Origin of the sequence: Pelagibacterium sediminicola (genome assembly GCF_003390885.1) — a bacterium.
Taxonomy (GTDB): Bacteria; Pseudomonadota; Alphaproteobacteria; order Rhizobiales; family Devosiaceae; genus Pelagibacterium; species Pelagibacterium sediminicola.
In genome coordinates this window covers 1-20,344 of the sequence record NZ_QMEL01000003.1, presented here as the reverse complement: position 1 = coordinate 20,344, position 20,344 = coordinate 1, and the positions used below count along the sequence as shown (strand labels likewise).

Annotated in this window: 18 protein-coding genes; 11 read left to right on the top strand and 7 right to left on the bottom strand. The window is 62.4% G+C overall.

The features are described 5' to 3' along the window. Positions 1-109: 109 nt before the first annotated feature. From DQG18_RS06320 to trkA, 4 genes are all read right to left on the bottom strand, one after another. Positions 110-442: an ArsR/SmtB family transcription factor gene (locus tag DQG18_RS06320; protein WP_116653418.1), complete on the bottom strand. Its 333-nt coding sequence runs from the start codon at positions 440-442 to the stop codon at positions 110-112. Then, complete coding sequence (locus DQG18_RS06315; protein ID WP_116653417.1) at positions 432-1,388, bottom strand: cation diffusion facilitator family transporter; 957 nt, start codon at positions 1,386-1,388, stop codon at positions 432-434. The genes DQG18_RS06320 and DQG18_RS06315 overlap by 11 nt, the downstream gene beginning before the upstream one ends. A 78-nt stretch (positions 1,389-1,466) precedes the next feature. After that, on the bottom strand, positions 1,467-2,957 hold the full coding sequence (locus DQG18_RS06310; RefSeq protein ID WP_116653416.1) for a TrkH family potassium uptake protein: 1,491 nt from the start codon (positions 2,955-2,957) through the stop codon (positions 1,467-1,469). Beyond that, positions 2,954-4,339, bottom strand: a complete 1,386-nt coding sequence (gene trkA, locus DQG18_RS06305) for a Trk system potassium transporter TrkA (protein ID WP_116653415.1) — start codon at positions 4,337-4,339, stop codon at positions 2,954-2,956. The genes DQG18_RS06310 and trkA overlap by 4 nt, the downstream gene beginning before the upstream one ends. Before the next feature lie 148 nt (positions 4,340-4,487). Here trkA and DQG18_RS06300 point away from each other — a divergent pair, with 148 nt between their 5' ends. The 9 genes from DQG18_RS06300 (at position 4,488) to DQG18_RS06260 (ending at position 14,587) form a co-directional block, all read left to right on the top strand. Next, positions 4,488-4,727, top strand: a complete 240-nt coding sequence (locus DQG18_RS06300; RefSeq protein ID WP_116653414.1) for a hypothetical protein — start codon at positions 4,488-4,490, stop codon at positions 4,725-4,727. Between the two features lie 289 nt (positions 4,728-5,016). Beyond that, the gene (locus DQG18_RS06295; RefSeq protein WP_281270408.1) at positions 5,017-6,480 is read left to right on the top strand and encodes an aldehyde dehydrogenase; all 1,464 of its coding nucleotides are present in this window, start codon (positions 5,017-5,019) and stop codon (positions 6,478-6,480) included. A 121-nt stretch (positions 6,481-6,601) separates the two neighbouring features. Next, complete coding sequence (locus DQG18_RS06290; RefSeq protein ID WP_116653412.1) at positions 6,602-7,795, top strand: amino acid ABC transporter substrate-binding protein; 1,194 nt, start codon at positions 6,602-6,604, stop codon at positions 7,793-7,795. A 121-nt stretch (positions 7,796-7,916) separates the two neighbouring features. After that, positions 7,917-8,786, top strand: coding sequence for a branched-chain amino acid ABC transporter permease (locus DQG18_RS06285; RefSeq protein WP_116653411.1), 870 nt, complete (start codon positions 7,917-7,919; stop codon positions 8,784-8,786). Further along, positions 8,783-9,748 (top strand): branched-chain amino acid ABC transporter permease, encoded by a 966-nt coding sequence (locus DQG18_RS06280; RefSeq protein WP_116653410.1) that lies wholly within the window; start codon positions 8,783-8,785, stop codon positions 9,746-9,748. Before DQG18_RS06285 ends, DQG18_RS06280 begins: the two co-directional genes overlap by 4 nt. Then, the gene (locus DQG18_RS06275) at positions 9,745-10,476 is read left to right on the top strand and encodes an ABC transporter ATP-binding protein (RefSeq protein ID WP_116653409.1); all 732 of its coding nucleotides are present in this window, start codon (positions 9,745-9,747) and stop codon (positions 10,474-10,476) included. The genes DQG18_RS06280 and DQG18_RS06275 overlap by 4 nt, the downstream gene beginning before the upstream one ends. Beyond that, entirely contained in the window at positions 10,469-12,094 is a 1,626-nt protein-coding gene (locus tag DQG18_RS16680; RefSeq protein ID WP_116653408.1) for an ATP-binding cassette domain-containing protein, read from the top strand. The genes DQG18_RS06275 and DQG18_RS16680 overlap by 8 nt, the downstream gene beginning before the upstream one ends. A 1-nt stretch (position 12,095) precedes the next feature. Beyond that, complete coding sequence (locus tag DQG18_RS06265; RefSeq protein ID WP_116653407.1) at positions 12,096-13,556, top strand: aldehyde dehydrogenase family protein; 1,461 nt, start codon at positions 12,096-12,098, stop codon at positions 13,554-13,556. A 71-nt stretch (positions 13,557-13,627) separates the two neighbouring features. Then, positions 13,628-14,587: a 2-hydroxyacid dehydrogenase gene (locus DQG18_RS06260; RefSeq protein ID WP_116653406.1), complete on the top strand. Its 960-nt coding sequence runs from the start codon at positions 13,628-13,630 to the stop codon at positions 14,585-14,587. A 397-nt stretch (positions 14,588-14,984) separates the two neighbouring features. On the opposite strand, the gene DQG18_RS06255 is transcribed toward DQG18_RS06260, so the two are convergent. The 3 genes from DQG18_RS06255 to DQG18_RS06245 are packed head-to-tail and all read right to left on the bottom strand — an operon-like array spanning position 14,985 to position 17,946. Then, positions 14,985-15,626, bottom strand: a complete 642-nt coding sequence (locus tag DQG18_RS06255; RefSeq protein WP_116653405.1) for a DNA-binding response regulator — start codon at positions 15,624-15,626, stop codon at positions 14,985-14,987. Further along, positions 15,623-17,434, bottom strand: coding sequence for a sensor histidine kinase (locus DQG18_RS06250; RefSeq protein WP_116653404.1), 1,812 nt, complete (start codon positions 17,432-17,434; stop codon positions 15,623-15,625). The genes DQG18_RS06255 and DQG18_RS06250 overlap by 4 nt, the downstream gene beginning before the upstream one ends. Further along, positions 17,431-17,946: a putative pterin-binding protein gene (locus tag DQG18_RS06245; RefSeq protein WP_198669691.1), complete on the bottom strand. Its 516-nt coding sequence runs from the start codon at positions 17,944-17,946 to the stop codon at positions 17,431-17,433. The genes DQG18_RS06250 and DQG18_RS06245 overlap by 4 nt, the downstream gene beginning before the upstream one ends. 188 nt (positions 17,947-18,134) lie before the next feature. On the opposite strand from DQG18_RS06245, the gene DQG18_RS06240 reads away from it, so the two are divergent. After that, positions 18,135-19,109 carry a hypothetical protein gene (locus DQG18_RS06240; protein WP_116653402.1) on the top strand — a complete coding sequence of 325 codons (975 nt, stop codon included), beginning with the start codon at positions 18,135-18,137 and terminating at the stop codon, positions 19,107-19,109. A 189-nt stretch (positions 19,110-19,298) separates the two neighbouring features. Next, a complete protein-coding gene (locus DQG18_RS06235; RefSeq protein ID WP_116653401.1) occupies positions 19,299-20,084 on the top strand; it encodes an SH3 domain-containing protein in 786 nt (261 codons plus the stop codon). The last annotated feature ends 260 nt before the right edge of the window (positions 20,085-20,344 follow it).

Sequence of the window (20,344 nt, the reverse complement as noted above, 5' to 3'; positions counted from 1 at the left end):
GTAATCATGCGGATGTTGCGGCTTTTGAGCCCCCCTCTCCCCTTGCGGGAGAGGGGCTGGGGGTGAGGGGTGCTGCGGTGCCAGCGCCATTCCTGAATATCGATGCAGCCTATTGCGTATCCTCGCTCTCGGCGGCATGGGCAACCATATCGGAGACGATGTGCCGGATATGGTGGTCGTCGGCCTCATAATAGACCTGCTTACTCTGCCGGGTGCCCTTCACCAGCCTTGCCGCGCGCAGCAGGCGAAGATGATGGCTGACCAGCGATTGCGAGGCGTCGATCCGCCTGGCGATCTCGCCCACCGAAACGGCGCCATCGAGACATTCGAGCAGGATCTTGAGCCGGGTCGGATCGCCCAGCAGACGAAAGGTTTCGGCGATGACGACGATCTCGCTTTCGCCGGGTCGCGCCGTTTTTTCCCCCGTGCAATCAGTGTGCATGGTCAATCCCGATCGGGCATTCCTGCCCTCTCCCGCCCCAGTCGATTTCAACCGTTGCGTGCCCGATCGCATAACGGTCGGCAAGAACCTTCTTGACGGACGCCGTTACAAGGCGCGGGTCGGCGCCGTCCTCAAGCATGACATCCAGCGTTGCGGCGGCGTAGCCCGATGTGATGGACCAGACGTGCAGATGAGCGACATTGGCCACGCCGGAAACCGATCGCATCAGGTCGATCCGCATGGCCGGCAGATCGATATTGGACGGCGTACCTTCCATCAGGATGTGCGCCGCATTGCGCAGCAGTGCCCAAGCGGCGCGCAGGATGAGAAGCGAGAGCAGGATCGAGAGAATGGGGTCGATCGGCGTCCAGCCGGTGAACCAGATGAGAACAGCTGCAACGATCGCCGCGACCGATCCCAGCAGGTCGCCCAGGACATGCAACATCGCGCCCTTGATATTCACATGTTCGGTGTCGCCCTGATGCAGCATCCAGAAGACGCCGAGATTGACCAGCAGGCCCAGCACCGCAACGACGAACATCGGCCCGGCGAGGACCGGCTGGGGCGCGAACAGGCGGTTGACTGCCTCGTAGGCGATCCATGCGACCAGCAGGAAAAGCGTTATGGCATTGATGAACCCGGCCAGCACCTCAAAGCGCATATAGCCGAAGGTGCGCCGCGAATCCGATACGCGCCGTCCGAGGCGGAACCCGGCCCAGGCCAGCGCCAGCGCCGCGGCGTCGGTCAGCATGTGCCCCGCATCGGCGATCAAGGCCAACGACCCGGACAGCAGGCCGCCGACGATCTCGGCGACCATGAAGCTGGCGGTCAGTAGAAAACCGGCAAAGACTACGCGCTCATTGTTTGCCCCGACCCGTGGTGCATGGCTGTGCGCCCCCTCGCCTTGGCCATGATCGTGTTCTTGGTGTGTATGCGGAATACCCATCGGCACCGTTCCTTCTCTTCGGCGCCAACATATCAACACGTATTCATATGTAAATAGTTATAGCACTCGTGAGTGCTCTCAACCCCGCCAGAAACGGGGGGCGAAAAGGATCAGGACGGTAAAAAGTTCAAGCCGCCCGAGCAGCATGCCGATGCTCATGAGCCACTTGGCACCATCTGGCAGCGAGCCGAAATTACCGGTCGGCCCAATGATGCCGCCAAGGCCGGGGCCGACATTGGCGAGCGCAGTCGCCGCGCCGCTGGCGCTGGTCAGGAAATCAAGCCCAAATCCCATCAACGCGATGGTGAACAGTGAATAGCACAGGAAGAATACGGCGAAAAAAGCCACGACCGACCGGATGACCTCGTCATCGATCAGGCGCTCGCCATAATAGCTCGGGAATACGCCATTCGGATAGAGGAGCCGCATGAAGTGCGCCCTGAGCATCAGCGCCATCACCTCGAAGCGGAAAATCTTGATGCCCCCTGAGGTGGAGCCCGTGCAGCCGCCTACGAACATCAGCCCAAAGAACAGCCCCACCGCCCAATTGCCCCACAGGCTGTAGTCTGCCGATGCAAAGCCGGTGGTCGTCACCACCGATACCACGTTGAAGGCGGCGTGACGGAAAGCGGGTTCGAGAGCGTACTGGCCCGAAAGGGCGAGCCAAAGGCCGACCACGGCAACGACCATAGCAAGGAAAGCCAGAAGCGTCCGCACCTGGCGGTCCCATAGTGCCGCCCCTTCCCCGGCGATGAGCCTTACATAAACGACGAACGGGATCGTGCCCGAAAGCATGAATAGCGTTGCAAACCACTGAATGCCGTTCTCGTCCCACGCTGCGAACGAAGCGTCCGACGTGGAATAACCTCCAGTTGCGATCGATGACATGGCATGAGCGAGTGCATCGAACGGGGGCATGCCCGCCAGCCAGTAAACCACGAAAGCCAGGATCGTAAGCGAGACATACACCAGCGCAATCGTCCCCGCGATCTGCCGCACGCGCGGCATGGCCTTTTCCGAGCGATCCGAGGATTCCGTCCTGAAAAGCTGCATACCGCCAATGCCCAGCGCGGGGAGAATGGCGATGGCCGTGGCGATGATGCCGATGCCCCCCATCCATTGCAGCAGCGCCCGCCATAGCAGGATACCGGGCGGAGCATGCTCCAGGCCGGAAATAACGGTTGCGCCAGTGGTCGTTATGCCTGAAACCGATTCAAAGAACGCATCGACCAGAGAATTGCTGACAGTGCCATACTCGGAGAAAAAGAACGGCAGCGCGCTGACGGCGGCGACGCTGACCCAGCTAAGCGGGGTCAGGAGAAAGGACTGCCGCAGCGTCAGCCCCGATTTCAGCGATTTCTTACTGTAGCGCACCAACAGGCCGCCGATCACCACCGACAACATCGCCGAAGCGGCAAAGGCCTGCCAGTCGGCGTGGCGGTAATAAATGTCCACGATCATGGGGAATACCATCATCGCAGCCGTAGCCAATAGGACGAGACCAGTCAGGTACAGAACCGGCTTGATCCCCTGCACGGCAATGCCGGTGGCGTGAACCGGAGCACTCATAGAGCGCGCGGCCTTTCGGCGCCGAGGAGGGCTTCGGCAAGACGCAGATAGCTATAGGTGACAAGCGCAACGATATGATCGCCTTCCTCGAGCCAGATGTCGGGGTTGGGCGTGAAAACCTCGCCCCGGCGCATGATAGCGCCGATCTTCATGCCTTGCGGCAATCCGAGTTGGCCGAGCGGACGGAGCAAAAGCCGTGAACCCTCGGTGATTTCCGCCTCGATCACCTCGCCGAAATCCTCGCGCAGCGTATAAAGCGCCGAAATAGGGCCGCGCCGGATATAGCGCAGGACCGTCGAGATGGTCACCGCACTGGGACTGACCACCGCGTCTATGCCCAGTATGGGGATCAGATTTTCGTACGAACTCTTGTTGACCAGCGTGATGGCGCGCTTGCAGCCCGCCTGTTTGGCCAGCACCGAGGTAAAGATATTGGTCTCGTCGTCATTGGTGACGGAGACGATGGTTTCCGCCTGCCCGGCCTGCGCTTCCTCAAGCAGCGCCCTGTCCAGTGCATCGCCATGGAGCACGATCGCCGCACCGCTCAGTTCGCCTGAGACGAATTCGGCGCGCTGACGGTCCCTTTCGATGATCTTGATGTCCATCCCGGGTGAGGTCTTGCGCAGTTTGCGCACAAGATGCAGCCCGACATTGCCCGCCCCGACGATGACGAGGCGGCGGGCTACGCGTTCGCGATGCCCAAAAGCGGCCATCACGTCGTCGACGACCTCGGCGCGCGCAACGACGTAGACGTCGTCGCCGACCTCGATGCGATCGGTCTCGTCAGGCACAAAACAGCGCCCCTTGCGAATCAGCGCGACAATGGATGTCCCCTGGAGCTCACCGCTGCGGGCGATATCGACCAGCCGCTCGCCAACCACGGGGCCATGCGTTTCCTCGGCGTGGATGCCGAGCAATTCGACCTTGCCGCGCGCCATCGGCACCATATCGAAGGCTCCCGGCGTGCGCAGCCTCCGCGCAATGCCCTCCGCGATCTCGATCTCGGGGGAGATGATGATGTCGATGGGCAGGTGTTCGGCGGCGAAAAGCCCTGTGCTGTCCTTGGCAAGATAGCCGGAATGGCGCAGCCGTGCGATACGCTGCTTCACCCCGAAGAGCGAATAGGCCACCTGACAGGCCACCATGTTGACCTCGTCGGAACGGGTGACCGCGATCAGCATGTCCGCATCCTTGACTCCAGCCTTGCGGAGCGTTGAGGGATGAGAAGCATACCCAACGATACCGCGCACGTCATAGCTTTCGTCGACCCGGCGAACCTGATCCTGATCGTTGTCGATGACAGTGACATTGACACCTTCGTTCGCGAGGTGCCGCGCTATCGTGGTGCCGACCTGACCGGCCCCGCAAACGACCACTCTCATATCCGGTCTCCGAGTACTCGTGGGGTTCCAGGCCCCATGGATAGCGCATATTAAAGTCACTGGACACAGGTGTGATAGGCGCTCAAACTGTGCATAAAGCAGACCTTGGTCTGGCCGTCCATCGTGTTGCAGGCATGGAGACACACAAATGTATGTCGCGCGGCTTCTGGTCGAAAGAGGCTCGATCCGTTCTCCGTCACAGGACTGGGGCGACTATTGCTTCTTGTCGGCCCCCTCGCCCGGCGACCGGATCGCCTGTGAATATGACGGCGCGACCCACTTCCTCACGGTCATCAGCGTACATCACAAGCCGGTTAGCGCCGCAGCGCAAGCAGCCGGATCGGCGCCCGGCGCGGAAGTCGTCGCCAAATGGACCAGTTCGGAATAGCTGCGTATCCTGGTAACAAAATGTATACCACACCTCCTTATCGGCGTCGTTGCCTGGCGGCGGCGCAATGGAGAACCTCGATCAGCCGGCCTTATCACATCGATAAGAAATACTGATTGAGACACGCGTTGCTAAAATTTTTACACCCACGTATGTATACATGCAATTCCAGTTCGCCGCGACTTTCTGTCAGCCGGGGAATGGCGGAAACTGAAAAAATGTGGCTAACTGCGCATAGAGCCTGAAAAGGGCCGGCCAGGCGAAAAGCGTCACAAGGGAGAGAATGGAAATGAACGCGATGATGCGTGGCGCCGCCGCGCCCAAGGCCCCGGAGAAATTCTTCATCGGCGGCAAATGGCTCGAACCGATTTCGCGCCAGCAACTCAAGGTCATTTCGCCGGTCACCGAAGAGCTGGTCATTACTTATCCGGAAGCCGGAAAGGCGGACATCGACCGCGCTGTCGCCGCCGCGCGCGACGCGTTCGACAACGGCCCGTGGCCGCGCATGGCCCCCGCCGAGCGCGCGCGCTATCTGCGCAAGGTCGCCGAATATCTCACCGAACGCCTCGATGATATCGCCCAGTCATGGACCCTCCAGGTCGGGGCACCGATCATGCTCACCAAAAAGCTGGTGGGCCAGAATCCGACCCTTTTCAGTTATTATGCCGATCTGATCGAAACCTATCCTTTCGTCGACGAGCGCAAGCGCGACGATGGCGGGCGCGTCCGCGTCGCCAAGGAACCGGTCGGCGTCTGCGCGGCGATCACCCCGTGGAACGCGCCGCTGGTACTCCTGAGCTACAAGGTCTCGGCCGCCCTTGCTGCTGGTTGCACTATCGTTGCCAAGCCGTCACCCGAGACCCCGCTCGAAGCCTATATCCTTGCCGAGTGCATCGAAAAGGCCGGGCTGCCCGAAGGTGTCTTCAACCTCGTGCCCGCTGACCGCGAAGGCGGAGAGTATCTCGTGGGGCATAAATCGATCGACAAGGTCGCCTTCACCGGCTCTACCGGCGCAGGCAAGGCCATCGCGAAAATCTGCGCCGACCGCCTGGCCCGCGTCAGCCTCGAACTGGGCGGAAAATCCGCCGCGGTCCTGCTCGATGACGCCGACTTCCACGCCGCGCTCCCCAGCCTCATGGCCTACACCATGCCCATTACCGGGCAGGTCTGCTTTTCGCTCACCCGCATCCTCGTGCCGGAATCGCGCAAGACAGAGTTCCTCGATCTCTATGTCGGCGCGGTCAAGAACATCAAGGTTGGCGACCCGTTCGATCCTGCAACCCAGATGGGCCCCCTCACCATGGCCCGCCAGCGCGCGCGGGTCGAAGGCTATATCGCCGCCGGACGCGCGGAAGGTGCGACGGTTGCGTGTGGCGGCGGACGCCCGCAGGGATTCGACAAGGGTTTTTATGTCGAGCCGACCGTCTTCACCGACGTCACCTCACACATGAAGATCGTGCAGGAAGAGATTTTCGGGCCTGTCGTTTCGGTGCTGACCTACACTGACATCGACGACGCCGTCGCCAAGGCGAACAATTCCAGCTACGGGCTTTCGGGCGCGGTCTATACCGCCGATCCCGAACGCGGCTACGAGGTTGCCCGCCGCATGCGGACCGGAAGCGTCACGATCAACGGCATGATCGTCGATCCCAAGCACCCGTTCGGTGGCTACAAGCAATCCGGCATGGGCCGCGAAGGCGGGCCCGAAGGGCTCGACAACTACATCGAGACCAAGACGATCCACTATGCCTGACCGGGCCTGCGGGCAACCGCATACCCCGGTCCCCCTCCGTGAACAACGGAGTTCATCGGAACATGTGCCGATTATAGCGGCAGATGTAACTCAACGCATAAAAACCCCTGGGAGGAAAACCATGAAAAGAAGAACATTGTTCGCGGCGGCCATTTGCGCGGCCGGCCTGACACTCGCGCCGGCCGCCTTTGCGCAGGACGTCATCAAGATCGGCGCAAGCGCGCCCAAGACCGGGCCGCTCGGCGGCGGCGGGGCCATGACGCACTGGCCCAACATCGAACTCTGGGTCCACGAGATCAACGAGGCGGGCGGCCTTCAGGTCGGCGACCGTCAGATGACCATCGAGCTGATCGAATACGACGACCAGACCAACCCCGAAATCGCCATCCAGAACATCCAGCGTCTGGCCACCATCGACAATGTCGATTTCATCGTCACCCCCTATTCCACCGGCATCAACATCGCGACGGCGCCGATGATCGCCCAGCACGGCTATCCGCACATCACGACCAGCGCGGCAACCGATGGCGTGGCAGAGTTCGCCCAGCGCTGGCCAAACTCGTTCTGGATGCTCGGCACGGCAACCCAGCTTGCGGTGGGCGCTGTCGAGGCATTCAGCAAGCTCCGCGACGCAGGGGAAATCGGCGACACCGTCGCTCTGCTCTATGTGGGCGACGCCTTCGGTCAGGAACACATCAACGCCGCCAAGCCCCTGCTTCTCGAAGCCGGCTTCGACATCGTCTATGAGGCCTCCTATCCGTTCGGCACCCAGGACGTCGCGCCCATCATCGCGGCGGCCAAGGCCGCCGAGCCCGACAGCTTCATGGCCTTCTCGTACCCCGGCGACACTTTTGCGCTGACCGAGCAGGCTCAGATCCAGGGGCTTGAGGTCGGGGCGTTCTACACCGGCGTCGGTACCGCCTTCCCCAGCTTCCGTGACCGTTTCGGCGATGCAGCCGAAGGCATCATGGGCATCGGCGGCGTCAATCTCGACGACCCCAAGGTGGCCGATTATTTCGATCGCCATGAAGAGCTGACCGGCTCCGAGCCCGACTACTGGGCAAGCGCCACGACCTATGCGGGCCTGCAGGTTCTGGCCCAGGCTATCGAGGAGACGGGTTCGCTGGACCGCGCCGCCGTGATCGAAACCATCCAGAACGGCACCTTCGATACCGTCATCGGCACCATCGATTTCGTTGACAACGTCAACCCGAACGTGTGGACGGTCGGCCAATGGCGTGATGGCAAGTTCGTCGCCGTTGCCGCCGACGGCATCGCCGTGGGCGCCGAGCCGGTGGTCAAGCCGGCCTGGTAATCTGTCGAAGAGAGCCTGCCGTCCGTCACACGCGGGGACGGACGGCAGGCTCGCTCGCCGCCTATAAACCATCCGGCGCGATTGCGGGGGCCCCGGACAGGTTCGATGATAGAATGATTTCATGACCCAGATTATCGTCACCGGCATCCTGCTGAGCGGCACCTATGCGCTGATCGCGCTGGGCCTGACCCTTCAGTACGGCGTTGCCCGCATCATGAATCTTGCCAATGGCGAAACGCTCGTTGCGGGTTGTTTCATCGCCATGTGGCTGTTCACGACGCTGACCATCAACCCCATCGTCGGTCTTTTGCTCATCGCTCCGGCGGCCTTTGCCGCAAACTGGGCGGTCTACCGGGTCGCGCTCGAGCCGCTGGTGAAGCGGGCCAAGAACCGCGGGCAACTGGAAGTCGATTCCATCCTCGCAACATTCGGTCTTTTGTTCCTGTTCCAGGGGATGATGCTGCTGACCTTCGGGGGGGAGTACTTCAACTATACCTTCCTTGCCCAGCGTTTCGACATCTTCGGCTCGGGCTTCGGGCTCAACCGGGTCGTGGCGTTCGCCGCAGCGGTCGTGATCGCTGTCGGGCTGTATATCTTTCTCTACCATACGCGCTACGGCACGGCGATGCGCGCGGTCTCGGCCGATCCCAAATCGGCCAATCTCGTTGCCATCGACGTTGCCCGCACCGCTGCCATCGCCTTTGCACTGGGCGGTGCGCTGACCGCGTGCGGGGGCGCCCTGCTCTCGACCTTTTACACCTTCAACGCCTCGATGGGCGTGGTCTTCACCATGAAGGCGCTGATCATCGTCATCATGGGCGGGGTGGGCGACGTGCGCGGCGCGGTGCTCGCCGCGATCATTCTGGGAGTGGCCGAAACGGCGGTCGCCAGCCTTATCGATCCGAGCCTCACGCTCGCCGCCACCTATACGCTGTTCATCGTCGTCCTGCTGTTCCGCCCGCAAGGCATATTCGGGAGGCCCACATCATGAATAGCCTTTCGCAGAAGGAAATCATCATCGGAATCGGCGGCGTCCTTGCTTTCGCACTCGCCGCTTGCCTGCCGCTGGTCGATCAGGGCTATTACCTCTCGCTGGCCGTCAACATCACGCTCTATGCGGCGCTCTGCACGGCATGGACGCTGTTTTCAGGCCCGACCCATTATGTATCGCTTGCGACCGCCGCCTTTTTCGGGCTCGGCACCTATGCCGTGGCGCTTTGGGTCGACGTACTCCCCTTCCCGCTCCTCGTTGCTTTCGGCGCGCTGGCGGCAGGCGCGCTGGCCGGTATCGTGGGCGCGGCGACGCTGCGGCTCTCGGGCGTCTATTTCGTGATCTTCACCCTCGGGCTCGCCGAACTCGTGCGCCAGATCGTTACCTGGGCGCAGGCGACGTTCACGACCCGCATGGGGCTTTACGTCTTCACCGACCTGCGCGAAATGCACATCTTCTGGATGCTGCTGGCACTCACCGCCGTCATCTTTCTCACCGGCTGGCTCATCAACCGCTCGCGGCTCGGCTTTGCCATGCGCATCATCGGCGACGATGAAACCGTGGCGCGGCACGTGGGGATCGATACGGCGAAATCCAAGATCGTGCTGTTTATCATCTCGGGGGCATTCATCGGCATTGCCGGGGCCATCTGCGCCCCGCGCTACGGCTACATCCAGCCCACCTCCGCTTTCAACCCGATGACCTCGTTCCTCGTCGTCATCATGGCGCTGCTCGGGGGCACCAGAAAGCTCTGGGGCCCGATTGTCGGCGTCATTCCGTTCGTGATCCTCATGGATTTCATCACCGTGCGGTTCTCCAATTACATGCCGGTGGCGATGGGTCTTTCCTTCCTCGCCATCGTTTTCCTGCTGCCCAACGGCGTCACGGGACGGCTCGAACAGGCATGGAACAAATTCCAGTCGCGCAAGAGTGCCCCTTCGAGTACGGAGACGGCGGCATGAACGCGATCGCACTGAACGTTTCGTCCGCCCGCAAGGCGTTCGGCGGGCTCGTTGCCGTCAACGATGTGAGTTTCGAGGTCCGCCAGGGCGAGTTGCTGGGGCTCATAGGCCCCAATGGTTCGGGCAAGACGACCATGCTTAACCTCATCTCCGGCGCGCTCAAGCCGACATCCGGCGAAATCGCGCTCGATGGCGCCCCCATTGCCGGGCTGTCCGCCTACAAGATCGCCCGCAAGGGCGTCGCCCGCACGTTCCAGCTCGTGCGCGTCCTGCCTTCGATGACCGCCGCCCAGAACGTCATGGCCGGAGCGGTTTTCGGGCACCGGCGCCTTTGGGGCGAGGATGCCATGCACCTCGCCCATGAACTGCTCGAACGGGTAGGGCTGGCCGGGCGCGGCAGCCTGCCGGTCGGCGCCATGACCTATATCGACCAGAAGCGGGTCGAACTGGCCCGCGCGCTCGCATCCGATCCGCGTGTCCTCCTGCTGGACGAATGGCTGGCCGGGCTCAACCCCAGCGAACTCAAGATCGGCATCGCGCTGATCGAACAGTTGAGCGGCGAGGGTCGGACCATCATCATGGTCGAGCACGTGATGGACGCCATCCGCTCGCTCTGCGACCGGTGCGTGGTGATGTCGAGCGGCATCAAGATCGCCGAAGGCGGCGTCAGCGAAACATTGTCAGACCCCGAAGTGGTGCGGGCCTATCTGGGGGACGACGATGCTTGAGGTCAGAAATCTCTCGGTCACCTACGGTTTCCACCGGGCGCTCGAAGCGATCAGCGTGACCATCGCCGAGGGCGAGATCTGCGTTATCCTCGGCGCTAACGGGGCGGGAAAATCCTCGCTGCTCAAGGCCATCGCCGGAATGGAAAAGGCCGATCCGGGCAGCGAGATCGTGATGAACGGGAAGCCGATCACCAAGCTCAAGCCCCACAAGATCGTCGAGGCTGGCATCGCGCTGGTTCCCGAAGGGCGCGGCATTTTCGGGGACCTGACGGTGGCCGAAAACCTGCAACTCGGCGCCTTCGCCCATCGCGCGCGTGGCGAGGAAGCCGCCACCCTGCGCCGGATTTACGAGCTCTTCCCCCGCCTTGCCGAGCGCAAGGGCCAGATCGCGCGCACCATGTCGGGCGGCGAACAGCAGATGGTCGCTATCGGGCGGGCGCTGATGTCGAAGCCTGAAATTCTCATGCTGGACGAGCCTTCGCTCGGCCTGTCCCCGCTCCTCAGCCTCGAACTCTTCCGCTCGCTGGCCGATGTCGCCAAAACCGGTGTCGGCATCCTTCTGGTCGAGCAGAACGCCAAGCAGAGCCTCAAGATCGCCGAGCGCGGCTATCTCATAGAGAACGGCCATGTGGTGGGCGAAGGCAGCGCGGCGGCGCTTGCCAACGACCCCGCCGTCATTTCCGCCTATCTCGGCGGCGGCGGTGCCGCCGCGCCCGTCAATCCGGCCATCACCCTGCCCCCGCCCTTCCGCCTGCCGGGCTCGCTTGCAGCCATCGGGCAATCGGCGGGCGCGCTCGGCGCGCGCGCGGGTGATATCCAAAGCGCCTTCATCCGCTCAAAACGCCGAGAAGGGCCCCTGCCCTCGGCCTTCGTGGGACGCTATGATCCGAAGGCAGGGTCCGATCCATGGGAGGAAATCGCCATGACACAGCAACAACCCGTCCTGCCGCCTGCGGTCCCCCGTGTTGGCGCGCAGGCCCGGCAGTTAGCCGGAAACACCGACGCCATGGTGCGCCGGGCAACCGAGCGGCTGGCCGATCATATTCGCACGATGCGCCTCAGTGCCCAGCGGCCCAGCGGCTTTTCCGCGCCTGCCCAGCATCAGCCCCGCCCGGCGGCACCGGTAGCCTCGCCCGCCGCCCGGCCCGTGGCGGTCGAATCCCCGGCCGATCTTGCGCGGCGCGCGGGCGAGCGGATGCGGGCCCATATCGCGCGGATGCGTGCATCAACGATGCGTGCATCAACGGCGATGCCGAGCGCCTTCGCGGTGACCGAACCGCCCCGCCGCGAAGAAACCGAACCGGTGCGTCAGGTAGGCCATCACGGTCAGATCGGGCACAACAGCGCCGCTTTTGGGATCGATGCCGAGCCGGAACCTACCCCTGCAGCGCCCCAGATCGATTCCGCCAGCGGGCTTTCCATAGCCGACATCGTGGCCCGCGCGGCAGCGATCCATGCAGAACATGTGGCGCGCCAGCGCAAGCTGGTGTCCACCTTTCCCTCGACAGAGGAACGCCAGCGGCTGACTGCCTTTAAAATGCCGGCACTCAAGCCTGCACCCTATGAAAATCAGGATGACCCTGCCCCCACGGGACAGGAAAGCGACAAGGAGAGCTGAAATGGCCCGTACTTTCGGAGGCATGTATATCGGCGGCAACTGGACCGCCACCGCAAAAACCTTCCAGGACCTCAATCCCGCCAATGGTTCGGTTTGGGCCGAAGTGCCCGATGGGGGGCGCTCGGAGACCGCCGCGGCCATCGAGGCCGCCCATGCCGCCTTCCCCGAATGGTCGCAGCTTCCCTTCTCCAAACGCGCCCATGCGCTGCACAAGGCCGCTGAAATCTGGGAAAAGCGCAAGCAGGATATTATAGATGCCATCCAGGCCGAAGGCGGCGGATGGTTCGGCAAGGGCATGTTCGAAACCGGTTATGTGACCGAGGTCTTCCACGCCGCCGCCGCCTCGGTCTGGCAGTCGACCGGCGAGGTCATGCCGTCCGAATACGGCAAGGTCTCGATGGCGGTGCGCCGGCCCATGGGCGTGGTGTCGGTCATCAGCCCGTGGAACTTCCCCTGTATCCTGTCGGCACGCGGCTTCCTGTTCCCGCTCGCTGCGGGCAACACCATCGTCTTGAAGCCTTCCGAGGAAACTCCCTATCTCGGCGGCCTGCTGTTCGCGGAGATTTTCGAGGAAGCCGGATTGCCCAAGGGCGTCTTCAACGTCGTCACCTGCTCGCGCGACAACGTCGCGGAAGTGGGCGACGAGTTGATCGAGCACCCCTACGTCAAGGGCGTATCCTTCACCGGCTCGACCGCCGTCGGCCGTCAGGTCGCGGCCAAGGCCGGCGCGCATCTCAAGAAGTGCTGCGTCGAACTGGGCGGCAAGGATTCGCTGATCGTCCTCGAGGACGCGGATATGGAGCGCGCCACGCAGGCCGCCAATTTCGGCGCCTTCATGCACCAGGGGCAGATCTGCATGTCGGTCGAGAAAGTCCTTGTCCATGAGCGGATCTACGACGATTTCCTCAAGCGTTTTGTCGAGCGCGCCTCCAAGCTCAAGGTTGGCGATCCGACCAAAAGCAAGGAGAACGTCATCGGCCCGCTGATCAACGACAAGCAGGCGGCCAAGGTGCGCGAGCAGCTCGAAGACGCGGTCGCCAAAGGCGCCAAGGTCGTGCTGGGCGGCAAGATCGATGGCCGGTTCGTCGAGCCAACCATCCTCACCGGCGTCACCCCCGAAATGAAGCTCTATCAGGACGAGACGTTCGGCCCCGTGCTCCCGGTCATCCCATTCCGTACGGACGACGAGGCGATCCAGATCGCCAACGACACCGAATACGGGCTCTCGGCGGGTGTGATGACCCGCGACGAAGGCCGGGGCCTTGCCATCGTCAACCGGCTCGATACCGGCAATTGCCACATCAACTGTTCCTCGGTAAACGACGAGCCGCACATCCCCTTCGGCGGCTTCAAGGCATCGGGCAGCGGCAAGCATGGCGGGCGCTGGTCGCTCGAGACCTTCACCGAGACTCGCTGGATTACCCTCGATCGCGGCGGACGGCCCTATCCGCCGGTCTTCTGATCGAACCATCAGGGCGCGGATGCATTCCGCGCCCACCCAGCCCCCGGATATATCCGGTACGGAAAGCCGATATGAATTCCCCCACCGAAATCGTCGTCCTTCAGACCACCGCCCTGCCTCAAGCGGCGGAAGCCGCCCTTGGGCGGCGCTTCACCCTCGTGCCTTTGCCTGAGGACGGAGCCGAACGGCAGGCCGTTCTGGCCCAATATGGGGAAAAGGCGCGGGCCATTGCTGGCAGTGGCAAGGGCAAGGTCGACACCGAACTCCTCGCAGCGTTGCCCAGGCTCGAGATCATCTCGGTCACTTCCGCCGGGCTCGACGCCATCGACACGGAAGCCGTCGCAGCGCGCGGCATCCCCATCTTCAACACCTCCACGGTGCTGGCCGATGACGTGGCCGATCTGGCGCTGTGGCTGGTTCTGGGCACCACCCGCAACCTCAACAACGCCGACCGCTTCGTGCGCAAAGGCGGCTGGCTTACGACACACCAGTTTCCGCTGGGCAAGACGATCACCGGCATGCGGATCGGCATTCTGGGCCTTGGGCATATCGGCAGGGCCATCGCCCGCCGGCTGGAGGTGCTGGGCGCAACGCTGGGTTACACCGGCCGCTCCCGCAAGCCGGACAGCCCCTACGAATACTTCTCCGATCTCGAGCACCTTGCAAAGTGGAGTGACCTGCTGGTCGTCAGTTGCGCCTCGACGCCTGAAACCTATCGTCTGGTCGATGCAGAAATCCTGCGCGCGCTCGGGCCGGAGGGGATCGTCGTCAACATTTCCCGTGGCAACATCATCGACGAGGCGGCGCTGGTCGAAGCGCTCGAGAAGGGCACGATCCTCCGGGCCGGCCTCGATGTGTTCGAGGACGAACCGCACGTGCCCCAGGCGCTGATCGAAAGCGACCGCACCATCCTCCTGCCCCATATCGGCAGCGCCACCGATGGCACGCGGGCCCGCATGTGGCAGGCCATGGTCGATGCCCTGATCGGGCATTTCGACCTCCCCGCCGCCGACTGGCGAACCGAAACCTAGAACGTTTCAGGTTTTGATTGAACCGGCACAGAGCGGCGTGTTTTGAAGGATCGCGCTGGATTCCGGGAACGGGTCCCGGAATGACATTGGTGGCTTTGGCCGATACCTGCCCTATTCCCGCCTGTCACCCCGGGATTTATTCCCGGGGTCCAGACCGAACCCGCCGCAATCGCGGGAGCCTCGATGATTCCATCAAACACTGATCTGCTCTAGAACGTTTCAGGTTTTGACGGAGTCAGCCTCAAGCTCCTTTGCTGCCCCGGCGAAAGCCGGGGCCCATGCTGCAAAGTCCACCGTGTTGGATGGTACACTGTGGATCCTGGGCCGAGCCCGGGATAGCGACGGAGGCAAGCTGATCGTTTCCATCAAAACCTGAACCGATCTGACCGTTCCGCGACTATATCCTGAGCAAAACCGACACAAGCGCCGCCTGTCTGTTCGTACCGGTCTTGTCGAAGATGTTGCGCATATGAAACGCCACGGTCGTACGCGAGACGCTGAAATCCCTCGCGATATCAGCCAGAGGATGGCCGTCCATCAGCGCTTTTGCGATGCGCGCTTCGGTCGCCGTAAGCCCGAAGCGGCTGGCAAGCGTATCGGTATCCGCCGTCCCTGCATGCGAAACGGCGCGGATGCGCTCGATCTGGCGCAGGCGCGCGCCAACCGTCGCCAATAACAGATCGTAATCGATCGGCTTGACCAGATAATCGTCAGCCCCCAGCTTCTTGCCATCGACCACCTGCCGGGGATCGGCAAGCGCCGAGAGGAACACGAACGGGATTTCAGCATAGGCGGCCCCTTTCCCCTGCACCGCCGCCAGAACGTCATAGCCATTGAGGCCCGGCATGGAGATGTCGCACAAGATAAGATCGGGAGCCGTTTCATCGAGAATAGCGAGTGCCTCCTCGCCGCTGCCGGCCTCGATAACGCCATATCCGGCCTCTGCCAGTTCATCGGCGATATCCCGGCGCAATTGCGCTTCATCCTCGATGCAGAGGATGACGGCGCACTTTTTCTCCAGGTGATCCCCTGCCGTCATGCCGGCTCCTGCTCCAATAGCGCGGTTTTGAGCGCGCCGGGGTGACGCGCGGCACACGGTAGCAACAGTGCGAACTGCACCGTGCCCGATACGGAATGCAATAGCCTGACATCGCCGCCCTGCAGACGCGCCAGCGCCCTTGCCATATAAAGCCCCACGCCGATGCCGGGCCGGCCCTCCGCATTGCTGCCGCGGAAATATCGCTCGAACAGCGCCTCCCGTTCCTCCTCGTTCTGCAATACGCCCTTATTGGCGACGACGCACTCCACATCGTCGCCGGTGGCGGCAAGCGTGATGCTCACTTCCGTGTCCTCGGGCGAATATTTGATCGCGTTGGTCACGAGATTGGTGAGGATGTTTTCCGCGTGGATCGGATCGCAATAGGCCAACGTCGATCCCCCCTCCGCGATATCGACCGATATGGCCCGGCCCGGCGTCTGCTCGGCCTGCCGGGCGCATATATCGGCGATAATGGTGGCGAGGTCGCACGGCTTGCTGCGGATTTCGATCTGGCCTGCATCAAGGCGGGCTGCATCGAGCGTGCTTTCGACCAATCCGGTCAGCCGCGCGATCGCCTGTCGGGCATTGCCGCCCCGCTCCAGAATTTCGTCGGGCGTGAGCCTGTCGCGCCGCCGCATAAGGCGTTGGAGCGCGGAATCGACGATAGCCAGGGGCGTACGGAACTGGTGCGAGATCATCGTACCGAAATTACGGTAAAGTTCCGCGGTTGCCCGCTCGCGGGTAAGCGCCGCGTCGAGCTCGCGGGTGCGCGCTTCCACGAGCTGTTCGAGGTGATCACGGTGGTCGGCAATCTCCTTTTGCGCCTCGCGCCGTTCCGTAACGTCGGATATGAGCAGGATCGCCCCGATGATCCGCGCCCCGTCGCGCAACGAAAAGCAGCGCAGGTCCACGTAAAGAGGCCCGGCCCGTTTCGGCGCGAAGAACGGCTGGTCGAGCAGCGAAGCCGAACGGCCTTCGAGCGCGGCGGCGACGGCCTTTCCGATCACGCCAACCTCGAAAAAACCGGAAATGTCGGCCAGCGCACGGCCCAGCGTGTTGTTGGCGGGTTGATCGAACAGCCGTTCGGCTGCCTCGTTCCACACCGTGCAGCGGCGCTGGTTGTCGACGGCCACGATCCCTTCGCCGCTCGACCCGATGAGCAGTTCCGAGAACGCCTTTTCCTTGTCAAGAAGCCGCGTGCGCCGCCGCGCGTCGCGGATCGCCCAAAGGAAGTGCCCGCAAAGCGCAGCCCCTGCCAGCGATATACCGATCAACGAAACGATGATCTGCCAGAGCTGCTCGCGCGACGTATCGAGCGTGTTGCCCAACCCGTCCCATTCGGCCACCATGGCCTTGTTCCCCGCCTGCCCCAGCGCGCGGTTGTAAGGAAAAAGTATCGCCTGGATGCGCGGCAGGTTCTCGGGCGTGAGGTCCGTCATCAGCCCACTCAGTTCCGGCAGGCTGGAGCGCAAGGCGTCCAGAGCGTGGGCGAAACCAAGCTCTTCCATCCGCCGGCGTTGCGGCCCGTCATCGAGCAATGCCATGCGGCTCAAAAAGACATCGTAGCGCAGTTTCATCAACTCTTCGTCCAAAGCGCCCGCGGCCTGTTCGGCAGCGGCTGCACTCAACTGGAGGCTGGCAATATGAGCGCGCGAGATCACCCAGAGCATGTTCTGGGTGGCCTCGATCCGCATGTCCTTTTCGATGTCGGAAAGGCGCATCAGGGAAAACGCCAGAAGCAGCACAAATATGAGAATGGTCAGCACCGGCAGCGCTATACCCAGCAGTGCGCGCACGAACCTGCTCATTGGATTTCCAGCCACCGCAACTGCCACACCCAGCGATAATCATAGCGGATGTCCTGCAATTCCTTGTGCCGGTCGCGCGGGTAGACGATCCAGAGCGGCCCCTTGTCGCTGGGCAGGAGCGCCTCGCCATCCATTTCGTAGGCAACGAGCACATCGAACCGCTCGAACTCCTCGATATCGATCTCAATGGCGTAGTCGTTAAGGGCAATGGCCGTCACGCTCGACCCATGTGCGCCGACATGATCGAGCAGATCCCGCATCAGAAAGCCCTCGAACCGGCGCGTCCCGTCGGTCACTGCGGTGCTTGTCTCAAGCTGGGCAACCGGAAGCGCCTTCAACATCTCCATATCGAAATGGGCGGCACCGTCCCGATTGCCGCGCGAAAGAGCGCCATCCACCTCAAGAATCAGGGGGCCTTTGGGCAATGGCAGCGCATCGGGGCCGTGCTCCTGCGCCATCACCGGAAAGCAAAGCGGTACAATCGCTAGAAAGACTTGGAAAAATCTCTGCAAATCGGCCGTGCCCTCCTCAAAATCACATCCGGTTCGCGGCGTCCCCGCTGGCGGTCATTGTTTGATCTTGCCGCGACAAGCCTGCTGCTGTTTATAGCGCGGATTCTCTGTATGTCCCCCTTCAAATGAACGGGGCGCACCCGGTTTCCTGCTGTTAGTCTCTGCATCTCTGCATCGAGGAGAGCTATATGTGGGATTTTAATACGGGCCGTGCACTGTCAATGATGATGCGCACATTGCCATTCGTGCTTTTGCGCGCGGCGGTCTATTTCGGCATTACGCTGGTTTACATTCTGGCAACAGGCACGGGAATCGGGCTCGGCTGGGGCGTAGGCGCGTTTGGTGACGATGAGTTCCGCGCAACCTCCATGGCCTGGGGCGGACTGGCCGGATTCGGCATCACCGGCGCCGTGATGTACTGGGTGCGCGAATACGTTCTCTATATCGTCAAGGCCGGCCACATCGCGGTTCTCGTCGAACTGCTCGACGGCACACCCTTGCCCGAGGGGCGCGGACAGATCGCCCATGCCACTGCGGTGGTCAAATCGCGCTTTGGCCAGGCGTCGCTCCTTTTTGCGCTCGATCAACTCATCAAGGGCGTCATCCGTGCCGTCACCAGCCTTGCCCGGGGGATACTGACCCTGCTGCCCATTCCAGCACTCCGCCAGTTGATGGGTATCGTCGAGGCTTTCCTGCGCATCGCCGTCGGCTTTATCGACGAAGTGATCCTTGCCCACGCCATCCGCACCCGTTCAACCGATCCCTGGGGATCGGCCCGTGAGGCGCTGGTGCTTTACGGACAGAACTGGAAGGTGATGCTGAAAAACGCCGCCTGGCTGACGGCCATTACCTATGGGCTGGCCTTTGTGGTCTTTCTCGTCATGCTCGCCCCGGCGGCGGCATTGGTCTATGTCATGCCCGGTTTCTGGTCGGCGGGCGGCTTTATCTTTGCGGTGCTGTTTGCCTGGAGCATCAAGGCCGCCTTTCTCGAACCCTTCGCCGTCATCTGCCTGATGCAGGTTTATTTCAAGACGATCGAAGGCCAGCGGCCCGATCCCGAATGGGATGCCCGGCTTGAGCAGATGTCAGGACATTTCCGCAAGCTCAAGGCGCGCATCACCGGCAAAACAGCGCCCGCCCCCCGTACCGGACAAACCACATGACACGCCCCTGACGGCGGCCCGTGCTGCCTTCGCGGACATCCTTTCGGGTTTTCCAACCAACCAGAGCATGCGCCTGCCGGATCGGTGACCGAAATTGGCTGGCGGACCAGTTGAACCAGAAGGCGGGCCCGGCTTCCGGCTGGCCCCACCTTTCACCCGCCGAAGGCGGGCAGATCAAGGGGAACTTTCATGATGAGAACCGTCCGAGCGCTGACCATAGCCGCCGCGATCGCCATATCCATAGCCAGCACCACGGCCCGGGCCGAGATCGACGGCCATGGCCCCGATGCCTGGCGTGTCATCGGGGTTTCGTCCAACGATGCGCTCAATGCCCGCATGGGACCCGGCACTGGCTATCCTGTGATCGAGACATTTTCCCATGACGAACGCGGTATGCTGCTCGTCACCTGTGTTCCGTACTATACACTGGCTCACTATGAGAGAATGACGCAGGCACAGATCGACGCTCTACCTTCGCGCTGGTGCCTGATGCGCAACGCGTCGCTGTCCAAGGCGGGATGGGTCGCCCAGCGCTACATCATGCCCGATGGCGCAGAACCCATTTCTCCGACGGCCCCGGAAGCGTCTTCCGGCGATGCGATGATTGCCGAGGCAACATCCATCGTCCGCGCGCTATACGAGGCGAACGCCCGTGCCGAACGGGGCCAAGGCCCCGATCCGCTGCACGGCTCCCTGGCCTCCCAATATTTCACCTCCGATATTCTTGCCTTTTTCCGCTCTGGCGGTCTGGGCGCCCATCCGCTCTATGGCGCGCAGGATTTCGACGGCAGCATCTTGCGCATCGCGCCCGATCCCGACGAACCGATGCTGCGCGGGATGATCACCATCGATGTCGGTTTCACCAATTTTGGCCAGTTACAGCAGGCAGCTTTCTATCTGCGCGCCGACACGACGCAACAAGGGGCTCCCTTGCGCATCTTCCGCGTCGAGCATGAGGGCTGGTCCTATCCATGAGCGACGGCGGACGCAACAGGCCGGCCCCGGCCTTACATAGAATTTGATGGCAACGGCCTGCCACGGCAGTTGGGGTTGGATCGCGCTGGTTTCGGGGGACGAGTCCCGGAATGACATTGGTGGTTTGGCCGTTATACCAACGGCTTTGGCGTGTGACTCTCGGGGGATTCCCAAACTGGCGGGTTGCTGATTCGATAGCGGGGAAGGAGATTCGCTCATGCCCGGATCGATACGATTGCGACAGGACTATTCCGCCCCTG